Origin of the sequence: Rhodohalobacter sp., assembly GCF_041686455.1 — a bacterium.
Lineage (GTDB): Bacteria > Bacteroidota > Rhodothermia > Balneolales > Balneolaceae > Rhodohalobacter.
The window spans coordinates 1-13,813 of sequence record NZ_JAWLDW010000071.1; the positions used below are offsets into that span (position 1 = coordinate 1).

Annotated in this window: 14 protein-coding genes and 1 pseudogene; 11 read left to right on the plus strand and 4 right to left on the minus strand. The window is 42.8% G+C overall.

Annotated features, from left to right (window positions below):
* The first annotated feature begins 310 nt into the window (after positions 1-310).
* Genes ACESM0_RS09130 through ACESM0_RS09145 form a run of 4 tightly spaced genes read left to right on the plus strand, consistent with a single transcriptional unit; the run spans position 311 to position 2,873 of the window.
* Positions 311-1,480 (plus strand): cysteine desulfurase family protein, encoded by a 1,170-nt coding sequence (locus ACESM0_RS09130; protein ID WP_372905758.1) that lies wholly within the window; start codon positions 311-313, stop codon positions 1,478-1,480.
* Between the two features lies 1 nt (position 1,481).
* Complete coding sequence (locus tag ACESM0_RS09135; protein ID WP_372905760.1) at positions 1,482-2,018, plus strand: TIGR00730 family Rossman fold protein; 537 nt, start codon at positions 1,482-1,484, stop codon at positions 2,016-2,018.
* A gap of 46 nt (positions 2,019-2,064) precedes the next feature.
* Positions 2,065-2,478 carry a DUF1499 domain-containing protein gene (locus ACESM0_RS09140; RefSeq protein WP_372905762.1) on the plus strand — a complete coding sequence of 138 codons (414 nt, stop codon included), beginning with the start codon at positions 2,065-2,067 and terminating at the stop codon, positions 2,476-2,478.
* A gap of 17 nt (positions 2,479-2,495) precedes the next feature.
* Positions 2,496-2,873 (plus strand): hypothetical protein, encoded by a 378-nt coding sequence (locus tag ACESM0_RS09145; RefSeq protein WP_372905764.1) that lies wholly within the window; start codon positions 2,496-2,498, stop codon positions 2,871-2,873.
* A 323-nt stretch (positions 2,874-3,196) separates the two neighbouring features.
* Here the strand turns inward: ACESM0_RS09145 and ACESM0_RS09150 are convergent, their stop codons facing one another.
* Positions 3,197-5,080 (minus strand): AMP-dependent synthetase/ligase, encoded by a 1,884-nt coding sequence (locus ACESM0_RS09150; RefSeq protein WP_372905766.1) that lies wholly within the window; start codon positions 5,078-5,080, stop codon positions 3,197-3,199.
* Positions 5,081-5,249: 169 nt separating this feature from the next.
* On the opposite strand from ACESM0_RS09150, the gene ACESM0_RS09155 reads away from it, so the two are divergent.
* Positions 5,250-5,762 carry a Fur family transcriptional regulator gene (locus tag ACESM0_RS09155; RefSeq protein ID WP_372905768.1) on the plus strand — a complete coding sequence of 171 codons (513 nt, stop codon included), beginning with the start codon at positions 5,250-5,252 and terminating at the stop codon, positions 5,760-5,762.
* Between the two features lie 45 nt (positions 5,763-5,807).
* On the opposite strand, the gene ACESM0_RS09160 is transcribed toward ACESM0_RS09155, so the two are convergent.
* From ACESM0_RS09160 to ACESM0_RS09170, 3 genes are read right to left on the minus strand one after another with little or no spacing between them, the layout of a single operon-like run.
* Positions 5,808-6,698, minus strand: coding sequence for a cell division protein FtsX (locus tag ACESM0_RS09160; RefSeq protein ID WP_372905769.1), 891 nt, complete (start codon positions 6,696-6,698; stop codon positions 5,808-5,810).
* Between the two features lie 10 nt (positions 6,699-6,708).
* On the minus strand, positions 6,709-8,682 hold the full coding sequence (locus ACESM0_RS09165; protein WP_372905771.1) for a putative porin: 1,974 nt from the start codon (positions 8,680-8,682) through the stop codon (positions 6,709-6,711).
* Entirely contained in the window at positions 8,679-9,965 is a 1,287-nt protein-coding gene (locus ACESM0_RS09170) for a competence/damage-inducible protein A (protein WP_372905773.1), read from the minus strand. Before ACESM0_RS09170 ends, ACESM0_RS09165 begins: the two co-directional genes overlap by 4 nt.
* 222 nt (positions 9,966-10,187) lie before the next feature.
* Between ACESM0_RS09170 and ACESM0_RS09175 the strand changes: the two genes are divergently transcribed.
* From ACESM0_RS09175 to ACESM0_RS09200, 6 genes and pseudogenes are all read left to right on the plus strand, one after another.
* A complete protein-coding gene (locus ACESM0_RS09175) occupies positions 10,188-10,778 on the plus strand; it encodes a CDP-alcohol phosphatidyltransferase family protein (RefSeq protein WP_372905775.1) in 591 nt (196 codons plus the stop codon).
* A complete protein-coding gene (locus tag ACESM0_RS09180) occupies positions 10,775-11,254 on the plus strand; it encodes a phosphatidylglycerophosphatase A (protein ID WP_372905777.1) in 480 nt (159 codons plus the stop codon). The genes ACESM0_RS09175 and ACESM0_RS09180 overlap by 4 nt, the downstream gene beginning before the upstream one ends.
* A gap of 99 nt (positions 11,255-11,353) precedes the next feature.
* The gene (gene pyrE, locus ACESM0_RS09185) at positions 11,354-12,022 is read left to right on the plus strand and encodes an orotate phosphoribosyltransferase (protein ID WP_372905779.1); all 669 of its coding nucleotides are present in this window, start codon (positions 11,354-11,356) and stop codon (positions 12,020-12,022) included.
* Positions 12,010-12,489 (plus strand): hypothetical protein, encoded by a 480-nt coding sequence (locus ACESM0_RS09190; protein WP_372905781.1) that lies wholly within the window; start codon positions 12,010-12,012, stop codon positions 12,487-12,489. The genes pyrE and ACESM0_RS09190 overlap by 13 nt, the downstream gene beginning before the upstream one ends.
* 33 nt (positions 12,490-12,522) lie before the next feature.
* Positions 12,523-13,359, plus strand: coding sequence for an FKBP-type peptidyl-prolyl cis-trans isomerase (locus ACESM0_RS09195; protein ID WP_372905783.1), 837 nt, complete (start codon positions 12,523-12,525; stop codon positions 13,357-13,359).
* Between the two features lie 85 nt (positions 13,360-13,444).
* Positions 13,445-13,813, plus strand: a pseudogene (locus tag ACESM0_RS09200) (hypothetical protein); the annotation flags it as partial.

A 13,813-nucleotide genomic window follows, 5' to 3' on the forward strand; every position in this document is an offset into this window, starting at 1 on the left:
ATTCGCCCGAGAAAGTTCTTAATCATTTCATACTCTTCCTCATTTAAGCCGTGTTCTTTGGCCAGATCGAGATTTACTTCAGGTTCTTTAGGAGATGTAGTAGACATATTTTTGAATCTGTGTCGTGTGAAATTCGATGTGCGCTCAATGTAAGAAAAGTTCAGGTTTCGATCTGTTTAAATCCTCGAAATAATCACATCTGAATCAGTTAATGAATGCACTTTGTAAAAGATAAAATTCAAAACTGTTTTTCACGATCAATTTGAATATTTTTATTCAGCTCGAAAAAATCATAACTGATAATTTGATTATGGATCCTGTCTACTTTGATAATGCGGCTACCACACCGGTCGACCCTCAAGTACTCGAAACAATGCTGCCTTATTTTACTGAAGATTTTGGAAATGCTGATGCAGCCCATCAGTTTGGACGAAATTGCAAGGTTGCAGTTGAAGATGCCCGTGAAGAAATTGCTCGACTAATAAATGCTGAGCCCTCAGAAATTATTTTTACCAGTGGTGGCACAGAAAGTGACAATGCTGCCATTAAGGGTGTTTTCTCCGCACTATCACCAGCAGGAAAGAATGAAATTATCACTTCCCCGATCGAGCATCACGCCGTAATGCATCCCGCAGAATCACTCAAAAGACAAGGAGCTAAGATTGTATATCTCAAACCAAATTCAGATGGTATCATAACGGCCGATCAGGTTAAAGAGGCAATCACCGAAAAGACTGCAGTGGTCTCCCTGATGCACATTAATAATGAGATAGGCTCCATCAACCCGGTAAATGAGATTGCTGCCGTTTGCAGTGAAGCGGGAGTTCCCTTCCATTCCGATACTGTACAAAGTGTGGGGAAAATTCCTGTGGATGTAAAGGAAATTGGGCTGAATATGTTAAGTATCAGCGCTCATAAAATTTATGGTCCGAAAGGCATTGGAGTTCTCTATGTAAAAAATGGGACCCCCTGGATTCCCTGGCTTCAGGGCGGATCTCAGGAACGACGCCGTAGAGGAGGAACATCCAATATTCCGGGTATCGTTGGCCTTACAAAAGCGATGGCGCTATGCGATAAAAACATGGAAGCAAATACTCAAAAGTTTGTCGCCCTGCGAGAAAGACTTATCGACGGGCTGGAAAAGAGGTTTGAAGGAAAGTTCACCATCAACGGACCAAAAGATGGTGGTGTGCCGCACATCATTAACATCGGGTTTAAAACCGACAGTAATCAGGGCCTCGACGGTGAAATGCTTCTTCTAAACCTGGATATTGAAGGAGTATGCGTTTCTAACGGATCAGCCTGCACTTCCGGGGCAACTGAACCATCTCACGTACTTCAAGAGATTGTCGGGGATGAAACAATCGCCAACTCCAGCATACGAGTGAGCTTCGGCAAACAGAACAATGAAAAAGAGATTGACTTCTTTCTGGACAAACTGGAAGGTGTACTCGACAGAATGATGAAAGTAGCGTCTTAGTATGAATATATGCGTTTATTGTGGCTCCTCACCCGGAAATAATCCCGACATCATCAACAGAGCAGGTGAGTTTGGGAAACTTCTTGCAGAAAATGGTCACACTCTCATCTATGGGGGATCATCACTTGGAATTATGGGTACAATTGCCGATTCAGTGATGATTAACGGCGGAGAAGTCATTGGAGTTATCCCCGAAAATCTTTTCAGCAAAGAGGTGGGCCATCGCGGAATAACCCGTCTCATTACCGTGAAAGATATGCATCAGCGAAAATCTCACATGGCAGAACTGGCTGACGCATTCGTAGCTTTCCCCGGGGGATTCGGTACTATGGAAGAACTGTTTGAAATTATAACTTGGAATCAAATCGGGCTATTAAACAAACCGGTCACGATTATGAATCTAAACGGATACTATAATTTCCTGATTGAGATGATGGATCATTCCGTAGAAGCCGGATTCATAAAATCTGAGAACCGTGAAATTGTTCAAGTTGCTGAAACGCTGGAAGAGTGTTTGGAGTTGTGTGAACAAGCGTAAAATTTTACTCTTCGGAGTTTTCACAGTACTACTCATTACAGCAGCCATGGCCGTATACTTTCCACTACAGGGTTCACAAACCTCCGACATAGCTTCCGACTCTCAGACCCATTCTGAAATCGAGGAGTGTCCGGATTCACCCAACTGCATTATTGTTTCAAAAAAGTTTGAAACTGAGTTAGGCCAGCTGTTTCAATTCCTGGAAAAAGCATTTGTCGATCTCAATCCGCACGAGATTGAAGCAGACTCATCCGAATTTAAAATCCAGTCTGTTTTCAAAATTCCACTCTTTGGGTTTAAAGATGATGTGCTTGCAATCGTTGAAAAGGATGGTCCAAACTCTTTAGTGCATATTAAAAGCTCCAGCCGGGTTGGCTATTCAGATTTGGGTGTTAACCGCAGAAGAGTAAAGAAAATTTTCAGAAAACTGGAAAGCTATATAATCGTTCTTAATAACTAGACTAATCTTATACATTCATGCCTAAGCTATCTATCAATATCGGGATATTGCTCGTAATACTCGGTTTTTTCTCCTATATCGCAACAGAAATGGTAAGCCTGACAGCCCTGATCCCTTCTCTATTTGGATTTGTTTTTATAGGGCTCGGTCTGCTAGCAAAAAAATCTGACAACCTTCAAAAACACTCGATGCATGCGGCGGTACTACTCGCTCTTTTAGGGCTTGGCGGATCGTTCACCGGACTGCGACAAATAATCTCCGTCCTGTTAGGCGGCGACATGCCCGTTCGCTTTACTGCAGCAGCGAGTCAGGCTGTGATGGCGGTGCTCTGTATCCTTTTCGTGATTTTGGGAGTCAAATCATTTATTGATACCCGAAAGGCGAAGAAGGGCTAAATAACGTGAGTTCTAGTTAAGAATTTGTTTAAGAGTGCCCCCTTCGAAGTGAGCAATAGGGGGATGATAAGTAGTAGATTCAAAGCTAAATGATAAATTTTTGCAGAGCATCTCACAGACGTGATTCGGCTTTGCCCCGGAAGAAGAGAACTCCAACCAAATAGAGTGAACCAGGCTGCCGGGATTACGCTACCAGTGACAGATTAGGAATAGCCTCTAATTTTTCATCGAACACCCCTCCCGGCTAAAGCCGTACTCCCCTCAAAGGGAGATTGAATAAAATAGCACTATTCTCTGCGCCTCCGCGGTGAATAAATCGTATTTTAAGCACTGTCCCCTTCGAAGATATCCTCAATCAGATGGCCGTATTTATCTTCGATGATTCTTCGCTTCACCTTCAGTGTTGGTGTCAGTTCACCGGTTTCAACGGTAAATTCATTAGCTAAGAGACGGAAGTCACGCAGCTTTTCGTGTGATGCGAGCTCCTTTGAGAATGATCTGATCTCTTTGTTATATAGATTTTGAATAGACTCATGCTGCAGCAGTTCCTCCATATTGGAGTACTTAATGTCATTATCCTTCGCATATTTTTCCAGCGCTTCAAAATTGGGAACAATCAGTGCGGCCATGTAGCTCCTCTTCTCACCCACTACCACCAGCTGATCTATCCACTGGCTTGTTTTAAACATATCCTCGATTGGGCCGGGATATATATTTTTACCACCGGCATTCACAATCATGTGTTTGATTCGATCGGTAATCTTAAGACGGCCATCTTCAAATTTTCCGACATCACCGGTGTGTAGCCAGCCTTCATCGTCAATCATCTCTTTTGTCGCTTCCTCATTTTTCCAGTACCCTTTCATGGTATTGGGTCCGCGATTCAAAATTTCTCCCTCTTCGGATGTCAAATCAGATGGATAGTCTTCACCACTCAGCTGAGCAATAATTTTACTGTCTTCCAGTCGCTGTATCCCAACCGTAACGCCATTGATCACCTTCCCGACTGTTCCCATTTTTTCATCGCCATAACGGTTACAGCACATTACCGGAGAGGTTTCTGTAAGCCCGTAACCTTCCAGAATATTGAGACCTGCCGACATAAAAAATGCCCCGATATCAGCCGGAAGCGCTGCTCCTCCGGAAACAAAAAACCGAATGTTTCCACCGGTTCGCTGTTTCAGCTTATCAAAAACGAGCTTGTCTGCAATTTTTTTCTGCATACTTACAATCCCACGCTCACCATGCCAGTAGCGTTTACCAATGTCCAGAGCCCAGTCAAAGATGGATTGCTGAATAGCGCTTCCCTCTTTCACATTGTTCATCACCAGATTGTAAATCTTCTCAAAAAGGCGCGGTACACTAATTACAATCGTAGGATGAACCTCGAGCATATTTTTGGCTACCGTATCCACACTTTCAGCGTAGTAGATTTCTGCCCCGCCGGCCATCATAGCGTAATAACCACCTGTCCGCTCAAATGAGTGACAGAGGGGTAAAAAAGAAAGACAGCGATCTGATTCACCAATATTTATCGCTTCGTGGGCTGACTTTACATTACTAACAATATTCCTGTGGGTGAGCATGGCACCTTTCGGATTACCTGTTGTGCCGGACGTATATATAAGTGTTGAAATATCCTCAGGAGAAGTTTCTAAAGCGCGTTTTTTAATTTTTTCTTCATTATCCGAAAAAAATTTTAATCCCGCATTGCGCACAGTTTCAAACAGGCTTACGTACTTTTGGTCCATATATTTCTGAACCTTTGGTTTATCAAAAGCAACCACATGCTTGAGATCCTTACAGTTATCAAAAACTTCTACAGCTTTTTTGAGTTGAATACCTGTAGAAACAAAAAACAGCTTAGCCTCGGAATCTTTCAGAATAAATTCGCACTGCTTGGGGGGAAGTGTAGTGTAAAGCGACACATTTATTGCTCCAACCATCTGTGTAGCAAGATCAACAACTGCCCATTCGTATCGGTTCTCACTTAATATCGCGACCCGATCATCTTTTTTAATACCAAAATCAATTAAATAACTTGCAAGAGCATTTACATCCTCTTTGACCTTATTCCAGGTAACCGTTTTATACTCGTCGTTTGGAGTAGGTTTAAAAGCGAAAGCAGTTTTAGGAGAATTTTCGTATTTTTGAGTTAAGTTTTGGTAGAGGTCAGTAATAGTCTCAAAAGCGACGAGCGTTGGCATATCTTCAAATTTTGTTAACTAGTTTGATAAAAGATAACATATTACCCGAATATTACGAGGCTTTTAAATTTACCACATAATTTCTGATGTTTTTAAAAGTTCAGATAGTATATAGTTAAATTCAAACCTCCTCAATTACATTCATTGAATTTTTAATTATTGAAACATTATGGCACATCCGGCCCAGGAAGAAACAATTACTTTGGTCAAAGAAATTTTCAGAACGTATCTGAAAGAGAGAAATCAGCGTCAGACGCCTGAACGCTTTATGGTACTGGAGGAGATCTACAGGGCTGAAGGACACTTTGACGCGGATGATATTTTTTTCAACATGAAAAATGCCGGAACACGTGTTTCCAGAGCTACCGTTTACAACACCCTGGATTTGCTCATTGAATGCGGTTTGGTACAAAGACAGCAGTTTGGAAAGAACCAATACTACTATGAGCGATCGTATGCCTATCAGCAACACGATCATATGATCTGTAAGGAATGCGGAGTTGTGATCGAGTTTTGTGACCCTCGCATTTTAGAAATACAGCGGCTCATGGAAGAGATACATGATTTCAATGTTGAAGGTCATTCGCTGCATCTGTTCGGTCGGTGCAAGGATAAAAAGGCTTGTATGCGACGAAAAGAGGATGGTGATAAAATCAAATCTCTGAAGAAGGAAAAGGCCTGATCGTCAATTGAAGCCTGGATTAGTTCTGGTATTTCAACCCATTAGTTAATTTGTTGTATAAACCTTGGTCTCTCTGATAAACTTCCGGGCCGCCCACCGACTGCCCCACCAACCCATTAAAATTGAAAGAATCAGTATTGCGCCCAATAGGAAATACCATCTTCCAAAAGGCCAGGAGAGTACTCCCAGTTGTGGGACAACCTGAGGAACAACCCACTCGAATAGACCAAAGACAATAGCCGCTGCAGCAGTACCAGCTATAACGCCCTGCATCATGCCCTCAACCAGAAAAGGCCTGCGTATAAAGCTGTTGGTGGCTCCAACCAATTTCATGGCACGGATCAAATCTCTTTTGGCATAAATGGTAAGCCGAATTGTGTTGAACACCAGCACCATCGCCACAAAAAGAATAAAAGCACCAATCGCGCCGCCAATAATAAAAAGGGTCTCCGTTCTGGATTCCAGCGTCTGCAGCAGTGCCTGGTTGAAACGAACCTCATCTACACCTCGGAAGCCCGAAACCTGCTGAACCAATGAGTCAATTTGTGTGATTTCTGCATTTTCAACAATCTTCACCTTGTAGGAAGCTGGAAGAAACTGAAGATCAGCCAGGGCATCGCTGCCAATACCAAAATCCTGCTGAAATATTTTTGAAGCACTGTCTCTGGAGATATAGGAGAGTTCAGCTACAATCGTTTCACTTTCAATTCTGTCACGGATTTCCTGTGAGGTACGGTCATCGATATTTTGAAGAAACACTTCTACTTCAACCTGTTGCTTCAATATTTGCATCACTTCGTACGCGTTATACCCCACCCGGGAGAGAACACCCACCAAAAGTACAGCAACAAATAGTGAAAAGACAGACGTAAAGGCTGCCAAACGGGCGCGGTTCAAACCCGCCATTCCTTCTTTTAATACATATCCCAAGCTCATGTTTGCTTACCTAATTTGTAAATAATATTCTCAAGCCCAGTCGAAAACGTCGCTCGGGCATGGGGTATCCAGTTGATTCAAAGTAGCCCAGCTGATTCACTCCGTCAAGTACATTTTCCCACTTTAACAAAAGCATAAACCAACGGATACGCGCCGAGATATCAACGTCCAATCTATGATAGGGAGGATTCCCCAGTGAATTTGTTCCGTGCTGCCATCTATTTAGCGGTGTGATGTATTCTGCTGTACCAAAAACTCCCGGAGACATCATTCCTGATATACCGGCTTTTACATACGTAGCGCGATCAAACAGGTAGTTTTTCCAATATAAATGGCCTTTTAACCAGATGCGGTCGCCCGACTCCTCTAGCTGTTGGTTTACGGGATTATCAGAATCATTTAAAAATGATTTATAAACGGCAGACAATTCACCTTCAAATATACGGCTATCCAGTCCTATCCAGCCTGTTCCGCTTATGTTTGTAAAAGGATCAATATTTTCAAATTGGTTGATCGCATTGATAAATACACTGTTTTCATTGAGCCTCAGATCAGCCCGTACCCCAGTATTCAACCAACTTAATATTTGGTATTCGATCATCCCCCCCATCGAAATTTCCTTCTCATTTTCCAGAGTTGGATCACCTGTATATATCGATGACTGCCAATAGAGCGCCTGCAGGTCCGGTGACCGGTTGAGGTAGCCGCCGAAGCCTGAAAGTGTAATTCTGCTACCGGGAAACAACGTAAGCCTTCCAGATACTTCAGTACTCAGGCGCTCATCGTCCCAATATTCAGCAGTTGAATAGGATTGAAGGTGCAGCCACGATAAAGGCCTGATATTCAAGTCAACCCTGCCGCGAGCCCCAAGCCAGTTTTCTTCCGTTAAGTTCTGCTTTGCAGATTCATTCAGCCATCTTACACTCCCCTGAAAAGACACATCTGTTCTTCCCAAATTTAGACGATGCCGCGAAAACAGTTCTGCTTGTTTAAATTCGGTAGCTATTGAATCGGCGGAGTAGTTCAGAGACCACTTGTTGGTTTGATAGTGAAGGCCAAACTCAGTTTGAACAGCGCTATTGATCTCCGGCCTGTGATGAGCCTGGATGTAAATATCGCTCGAGGTTTGATTCGAATTGGCATTATTTTCAATGGGGGCTTCCGTAAAAGTATTAAATGTAAAGAGTTCCGGATTGTTGACGATATAGCCAAAAGATTCCTCACGATCCAATGCATTGTTTAGGTAGAGTGTTTTCAACAGCCATCGATCTGAAAGCTGGTGGTAAACTTTTACTGAAGCCTGCCTGCCTTCCACACCTGACCGGCTGTAGCCGCCTCCATCCTTCCTGTCCCAGTATGAAAATTCCAGGTTGGTATCCGCTCTTAAATTTTGTGTGAACACAAAATCAAGATTTCGATAGTTATACTTACTCTCATCAAAATTCAGATACGTGCGGGGTTGCGTTAAATAGTGATCTATCAGCTTAATCTCCCCGTGATACGCTGCTCCATAATCGGCTTCTCTATACTCACGTATTTTCCTGATGGGTATCCGATTCCAGTGTACGGCGCCTGTCAGCGGGTCATTGATACTCAACCCTTCCATTTGCATATTCAGATGTCGTGATTCATATGCATGCAGTTCCAGACCGTCCAGCCTGCCCGACGTACCGGTACGATAGGTAATCGCTCCTTTCGCCCCGTAGAACCTGTCAAAAAGGTTCACCATATTAACCCAGCGAAGAGTACTGTCTGTCTCTGCCACGTCCATGGTTTTTTGCAGATCGTACTCCCAAACATAAACCGTATCCGGTTTTTGCGTCTCAGTTTCAAACTCATCAACCTGTGTAGTATCTGCTTCAACTGACTGACGTATTGTATCAGCAGATACCGGTTGAAGCAGCGTATCAGCCTGAGTTGGCTGCGGAATGGTATCCTGCAGCGAAAAAGTAAATGCTGTCCATATGGTTAAAAAATAGATCAAGCTGAGTGAGGTTTCAGTTGATAGGGTAATTCATTTACGCCTTGAAGCCGACGCCGTACGGTCTCCAGAATAATCATCACCGTGCGCTCTTTATTCAACAGCCGGTCGTTGCTCAAAACAGCTTTAAGTGCAAAATGGTCGCCCTTTATCCAAAAACCCATCCAAACCGTACCAACGGGCTTCTCATCTGTGCCACCGCCCGGCCCTGCTATACCTGTGGCCGATACTCCAATGTCTGTTTTCATTTTTTCTGCCACGCCTTTGGCCATTTGCAGTGCCACATTTTTACTCACCGCACCACCTTTATTCAAATCATTTTCCAAAACGTTTAGTGCAGATATTTTGACCTCATTTCCGTAAGCAACAACTCCTCCTTTCATATAAGCACTGCTGCCTGGAATGTCGGTAATTTTACTGGAAAGAAGGCCACCCGTACAGCTTTCTGCTGTGGCGATTGTCAGCTCATTATCTGTCAGTATTTTACCGGCCACCTCTTCCAGCTTTAAATTTTTACCTTCTCCAAAAATCACATCTCCGGCCTTTTCATATAGCAAGTCTTTCAATTTTGTGAGTTTCCCTTCGGCTAGCTGCAATGTATCAGCGTTTGCACTAATCCGTATCGTAACGCCGGCCGGTCCAGGAAGGTATGCCACTCCAACACCATTGTTAACAAACTCATCTAAGTCTCCAATCTGTTCACTGAGAGTACTTTCCGGTACACCTGCAGTTTTAAAGTAGCGAGTAGCCCAAACTTCCCGATCCGGAAAAAGTTCATGGATTTTGGGCAGTGCACGTTTTTCCATCAAAAATTTCATCTCATTGGGAACGCCCGGAAGCACAATCAATGAGTTCCCGTTTTTTTCGAACCACATACCCGGTGCTGTTCCTTTATTATTAAAAAGAACTTCGCAATTTTCAGGAACTTGAGCCTGAGCTGCATTAACCCGGCTAAAGGTAAATCCTCTTCTTTCAAAAATCATCTTAATAAAATCTAGCACTTCTCTGTTTTCGATAAGTTTCGAGTCAAAAAGATCAACCAACACCTTCTTGGTGATATCGTCGTGAGTTGGTCCAAGTCCACCGGTTACAACCGTTAACTCTGACTGTTGCAGAGATTTTTTTACTTTCTTGTATATAATATCGTAATCATCAGGAATAGTGAATACCTGTTCAACATAAAATCCCTGTTCGGTAAGTAATCCACCTAACCATGAGGCATTGGTGTTGATTGTATCTCCGATTAGAAGCTCGTTACCGATAGATATAATTTGTGCCTTTTTCATATGACGTTGAAAATAGGATTTTGCAGGTGATCAATGAAATTTTGTATTCTGTTTGCCCATCCTTTTAAGGGATTTTACTCGGAAATACCACCAAAGAGTTTTTAAAAGGAGATAACGATGGTAAGTAAATTGAATTTAGTACTTTACGTCACATCCACTTATAACATTGTGAATATTCCGAGTTAATATATCATTTGTTTACTGAGAACTTTACCTTTTGATGTGGAAAAATTACCCAACATACTCAGCACCCTAAGATTGGGCATGGCGCCCGTTTTCCTACTTCTTTTTATCCAGGATGATCTTCTGTTTAGAGGAATTAGTCTGGTAGTATTTGCGATAGCTGCCGTTACGGACGCGCTCGACGGGTACTATGCCCGAAGATACGATGTTGAGAGTGAGTACGGCATCTTCATGGATCCATTAGCCGATAAATTTCTGACATTTGCAGGATTTGTCTGCCTTCCTTTTTTGGATCCATCCCAGTTTCCATGGTGGGCTGTAGCCGTAATCGTTTTTAGAGATCTCTCTATAACAGGACTTCGAATCTACACAAAACGAAAAGATATTACCCTTAAAACCAGAAAAACGGCTAAAATTAAAACAGCTATTCAAATGGGCTATTTATACGTTGCTCTTCTATTTGGATTTTTATTGTTGTTTGATGGTGCTGTAGGGCAATTTGTGCTGAATGTTTACAGCATGGACATCTTCTTTTGGGGAATGATAATGGTTGTATTTATCACCGTCTATTCCGGCGTTGAATACCTTTTTGTAAATCGCTCTCTTTTTAAGAGCTCTCAGCCGGCATGAAAACTCTGAAAATTGCCTTTGGAACTCTCTTTGGCTCAGGATTGCTACCGAAAGCTCCCGGCACCTGGGGAAGCCTGCTTACACTTCCGGTGGTATGTGCGGCTTATTTGGTTCATCCCTCATTCGGCATAGCAGGTTTAGTTCTTTTAGCTTCCCTTATTTCACTCTGGGCAACCGATGCTTGTGTAGAAAGATTTGGAAACGATCCGGGGCAATTTGTAATCGATGAAACCGCAGGACAATCAGTAGTATTTCTATTCACCTCCTTTCATTATAGCTACCTGGAGAACAGCGGCATGCTTTTAGCCGGCTTTATACTTTTTCGAATCTTCGACATCGTCAAGCCTTTGGGAATTGTTCGATTAGAGAAATTGCCAGGAAAATTTGGTATATTGTTTGATGATTTGGCAGCCGGTGTTTATGCGCTTATTTGCCTGGAGTTGCTAAAAGTACTATTGGGATCAATTCTCGGATAAAATTCCCACAAATAATAACAGACAGTTAATACAAGTTTTATAAGTTAAGGCATGAAAAATTACAGCCTTTTCAGATTACAGGAGCAAAGATAAATCACCATGTTAGAAGAAATAAACAGAATCAATAAAATCATAGACAAAGACTTTGCCAGGGAGCTGGCTAAGCACTTACTGGATATAGATGCCGTTATTTTACGACCCAACGATCCATTTACTTGGTCTTCCGGATGGAATTCACCTATATACTGCGACAACCGCTTAACCCTCCGATATCCAAAAATCAGAAAGAAAATATCCAAGGCGTTTGTAGACATTATTAGTGAAGACTTCAGCAACGTAGAAGTCATTACCGGAACCGCAACAGCCGGTATTCCCCATGCCGCATGGATTGCTGAGAATCTGGATAAACCACTCGCTTATGTACGTGCTAAAGCCAAAGCTTACGGTCTTGGCAATCAAATCGAGGGTGGAGTTGATAAAGGCCAATCAACCATTGTAATTGAAGACTTGATCTCAACAGGCGGTTCGGCCGTTTCCGTTATTGAAGCTCTTCAATTTATAGGTGCAGATGTACGCGGGGTACTGAGTATTTTTACGTATGGTTTTCAAACAGCCATCGACCAATTCACCAATTTGAATATTCCGGTTTACTGTCTTACGGATTACTCCACACTGATCGAGGTAGCCCTCGAAGAGGGTTATATTGCTGAGAGTGATCTGAAGATGCTGAATGACTGGAGGGAAAATCCGGCAGAATGGCCAAACTAGACCCCGAGGATTTGATTGAGTTTACGGCTGCAGCTGCTGCAGCCACGCTTACAACAAGCCGAAAATTCATCAGAAATTACAACTACTATAAGCAACAAGCCGGTCAGCCCGAAATCATTTTCAAATCTGATCTGCTTTTGCTTTGTCACAATATCAGACTTGACTTGTTTGGACTCCAAAACTTGCTGGAGGATGAAACAAAACATCGCTCTCCTTTTGTCGTTACATTGGCAAGTCAGATCAATGATGCTTTTGAAGAGTTACATCGAAAAATTCTTTTTTTTGAACCTGACCAGATTGAAAGAATCATTCCGATGGTTGACCGTCAGCGACAGTTTTGGGGCCACTACACGGATGAACAATTTTATAGTAAGCAGTTGAGTTCAGACATTGAGCACTCTGTTTCATCTGATATCCTGAATATTCAGTCGCTGATACAAAAGCTGCCAGAATCTGCAACACTTTGATTCTTTTTTAACATATTTCAACTTACTCTATTTATGAAGATCAACTACCGAATTTTACCCCTGCTTTTCGTTGCACTTTTAACAACCGGTTGCCTGAGTGACCCCGGAAATCCTTTTGGAGAACCCGTTGACGAAACTGAATTCCTTGAAGAAAATGCACAAAAAGAAGGAGTAACCGTAACACCAAGCGGACTTCAATACCGAGTCATAGAAGAGAGTGAGGGAGAAATTCCTTATGAAGGAGCCGTGGTATTCCTGGAATATGAGGGACGACTCATCAACGATGAAGTATTTGTTCGCACACCTGAACCAGACTATTTTGCTTTAACCAGTGACGTTTTAACCGGTATCTATGAAGGAGTTCAGCTGATGGGAGTTGGATCTGAATATGAATTCGTGATCCCTCCTGAGCTGGGCTACGGAGATAATCCTCCACAAGGGAGCCCTATTCGTCCCGGGTCCGTATTGATTTTTGACATGACACTCGACTCCTTTCTTCAACGACCCAACGAGTTTTTGGCTGACAATGCCGAAAGAGAAGATGTACAAGTCACCGAAAGCGGATTACAATACAGAGTCATAGAGCAGGGGGATGGGTCAAGCCCTGATGAAAATAGTTTAGTCAGGGTAAATTATACCGGTACATTTACAAATGGTTATGTTTTTGATGAATCTCCTGCCGAAGGTTCACAATTTCAGCTTCAGGGTGTAGTCCCGGGATTTTCTGAAGGAATACAGCTCATGCAGGAAGGTGCCATTTATGAACTGTTTGTACCTGCTGACATCGGTTATGGTGATTCTCCCCCACAGTCCATCCCGGAAGGAGCCGTATTAATCTTTGAAGTGGAACTCTTGCAGAATGCAGAGTAGTTGATTAACTACTCTTAACGGCTTCAAATTAATCCTATTAGCCATGCGTAGCTTCATTCCCTCAATTGTTATTTCTTTGCTGTTAATGGCCTCACTGTTATCCTGTGATGCAGAGTCGATTACCCAGCCTCCGGAAAGACCAACAGAACCGGAGTCTGAATTTACTTACGGCGGAACCAACGACGACCTTGGGAAAACCATAATACGCACCCAGGATGGCGGCTTCCTGATTGTTGGAACAACAACCTCTGTAGATGGTATTTTCTCCGGTCAGGCGCGCGGAAACCGCGATGTATTTGCCCTTAAACTCACTGCTAACGGAACACAACAGTGGGTAAATACCTATGGCGGTTCTAACAGCGACTGGGCAATGGACGTGATTCAGGATGCAGGTGGAGATTTTATCATAACCGGTTATAACCGATCAGATGATGATCAGTTTCCAAACATGAAC